Source organism: Streptosporangium sp. G11 (assembly GCF_051192615.1).
GTDB lineage: Bacteria > Actinomycetota > Actinomycetes > Streptosporangiales > Streptosporangiaceae > Streptosporangium.
Window position 1 is genome coordinate 1 of sequence record NZ_JBPJUQ010000274.1, and the last position, 1,522, is coordinate 1,522.

Sequence of the window (1,522 nt, forward strand, 5' to 3'; positions counted from 1 at the left end):
CGGTGGTTTGTTAAATCCGGACGTAGAGGTTGAGAGCGTGTCCGGCTCCGACGGCGGTGAGTAAGCGCTGGAGTTCAGGGGGCGGGGGCGCGTTGGACCAGGCACGCCAGTAACGCTGGAGCCGTATCCAAGGGGTGAGCCACCCGCGCACGTGGCGCAGCGCTGACGGCCAAGACGGCCTGGGCTGGATGTCGGAGCTGATTTTCCCCCCGACCCTCGACGGTCTGGCCGCCGTTGGAATGATTCTCACTCGACAGAGGCGCTGGTTCGCCGCCCGGACCCACGCTGCCACCGGGCGGGCCGCTTGCGGCCAACCAGGTGTGCCAGCAGAAACAGAACGCGGCCATCACCAGGGTTTGGTGACGGCGGATCGCCAAGGAGGAACGGACCTGGAAGTCGGCCCAGCCGAGTTCGTCTTTAACCTGCTTGTAGCCCTGCTCGATCCAGGAGCGCAACGCATAGATCCGTACGAGTGCCGCCAGGTCGGCCGATGGGTACGGGCAGGCGGCGGCCGGGCCGCCGGGGCGCGGCAGGTTGGTGGTCAGATACCAGGTACTCGCATCCGGCAACCTCGCCGGGTCGGTGGTGGCGATCACCAGCCGGTAGGGCTCATCGGGACCCCACGGCCCCAGCCGGGCATCAGCCGCCCACCAAGTCTCGCCATGGCCGTCACGGAAACGACGCCGCACGCGCGTCCAGTCGGCGGGAGCGTCCGGGCCGCCCCAGGCCAGAGCACGGGCGGCGTCGATCGGGGTGTGCTCGGCGTAGGCGGGCACCCACAGGCCCTTGCGCCGCTTGAGCGCCAGCACATACGCCAGCCCGAGTTGTCGTAGCTCGCGCCGGTAATCGTCATTGTCGCCGTAGGCGCAGTCGGCCACCACCGCGGTGAAGGGGATCTGAGCCTCCAGCGCCTTGGCCACCAACCGTGCGGCGATGCGCGGTTTGGTGGCGAAGTTCGGATCTGCTGTGCCGTGTGGCAGGCGGCAGGCCGCCGTGTACGGCTGGGCGTGCAGCGGGACATACAGCCGCTCATCGGCCCACAGCGTGGTGACGGTGACGATGCCGTTGTCGGTCTTGCCGAGTCGGCCCAGCCACTGACGGGACACATGAGCGGTGGCGTGCCCGTCTTTGCGGTCGCCGCTGTCGTCGATCACCAGCACTCCGCCCCGGTGCGGCGCAACCGCCGGATCGGCCCGCAGTAACGCCACCCGCCGGTTGTTGACCGTCTCGGGGTCCCATACCGATTCCGACAGGAAGTACTGCAGGCGTTGCACTGCCGGATCATTGATTCCCGCCATAGGTTCGGCCCCGGCCAGGCAGGTCAACGTCTTGTTGCGCTCGCGAGGCAGCAACAGCCCGGCCAGATACTCGCGAAACCCGCGCCGCTGCCCAATCGCGGAGAACAGATCATCGAAACGCGCCGCGTAGTCCTCCAGCGGACCAGGTGCCGCCGGGCACGGCAGACGAGCGGTCATCACCCACCCCCGAAACGCTCGAATGAGCATTAATCAGGTGATACCCG

Annotated in this window: 1 protein-coding gene; it reads right to left on the bottom strand. The window is 67.9% G+C overall.

The window, feature by feature from the left end:
* Positions 1 to 74: 74 nt before the first annotated feature.
* Entirely contained in the window at positions 75 to 1,475 is a 1,401-nt protein-coding gene (locus tag ACSDR0_RS50495; protein ID WP_435296114.1) for an IS701 family transposase, read from the bottom strand.
* Positions 1,476 to 1,522 lie beyond the last annotated feature (47 nt).